The sequence below is a fragment of the Rhizobium sp. 01T417 genome, assembly GCF_056398905.1.
The window spans coordinates 1-1,155 of record NZ_JBFTQH010000144.1 but is presented as its reverse complement, the minus strand read 5'-3'; the positions used below and the strand labels follow the sequence as shown (position 1 = coordinate 1,155).

The following is a 1,155-nucleotide window of genomic DNA, read 5'->3' as shown; positions in this document are numbered from 1 at the left end:
CTCCTGCGGAGCGCAAGCATGCCACAGCGTGTGCCAATGACCGCTTCTGGCCGGCAAGCGTCCGCTCGCCGGCCATGATGCCGTCACACCTCGGTTTGCTCCRCCATTTCGAGGGCATCGTCGACCTCGATGCCGAGGTATCTCACCGTGCTCTCGATCTTCGTGTGCCCGAGGAGTAACTGCACCGCGCGCAGGTTCTTCGTCCGCCGGTAGATCAACGAAGCCTTCGTTCGCCTCATGGTGTGTGTCCCGTAGGCCGAATCATCTAGCCCGATCGAAGCGATCCAACAGTGAACCAACCTGGCGTACTGCCGCGTCGAAAGATGAGCCGAGGCGTGAAGCCGGCTTGGGAACAGATAGTCTGATGGACGCAGACGGTGTAATCGAATCCAAGCATTAACGCTTTCGCGTGTCTGTTCGGTGATCTCGAACTGCACCGGTCGATGGGTCTTTTGCTGCGTTACGGTTGCCCGCGCAGCCACGTGGCCGCCGTGGCATATGTCCTGGACCAGCAGCCGAGTGAGATCGCAAGCGCGGAGCTTGCTGTCGATTGCTAGGTTGAACAGCGCCAGCTCGCGCGCGCTCGCGGACATCTGCAGCCTGGTTCGGATCGCCCAGATTTCCTTGAGCTTCAGGGGCGGCTTCTGACCCGTGATCTTTCCCTTGTTCCACGGTATGCGAGGCGCGGCAGGAGAGTTTGCGGTGTCCATGATGATCTCCTTTCAGGTGAAGGGAGATCTAGTTTGCGCTTTTTGCAACGGTCGCTATCCGACCCTTAAGGGACTTTTGTCAACCTCTTATCTATGGCAGTGATGTGACGAGATTCGCAGTCACTCGCCAAAGCGGGAATAGACTCAGAAACGGCAACAGGCGTGCATATCAGATGTCAGTAGAATTTACATCTGATGTGCATCATACGATGCATGGGGCGTTGCTATTGTGACTATATTTGAGCCAATTCAATCGGCGTCTCGTCTTAGCAACCACGCCTCCGGGGAAGGGTCGAAGTAATGGGATTTATCAGTCTAGTCAGGAACGAAGCGCACGCGAAATTTCATCTTGCGTCATTGAAAGCGATCATTTTTTCAGTAAGTTTGGCGGCTGCAACCGCAATTGCATCGCCGCCGCAAAAGCTTTGGTGGACTGATTATAATG

General features: G+C 55.5%; 1 protein-coding gene. It reads right to left on the bottom strand.

The genetic code is table 11. The annotated features are described in order from the left end of the window. Positions 1 to 83: 83 nt before the first annotated feature. Complete coding sequence (locus tag AC1DPR_RS32055) at positions 84 to 713, bottom strand: tyrosine-type recombinase/integrase (RefSeq protein WP_477818035.1); 630 nt, start codon at positions 711 to 713, stop codon at positions 84 to 86. Positions 714 to 1,155 lie beyond the last annotated feature (442 nt).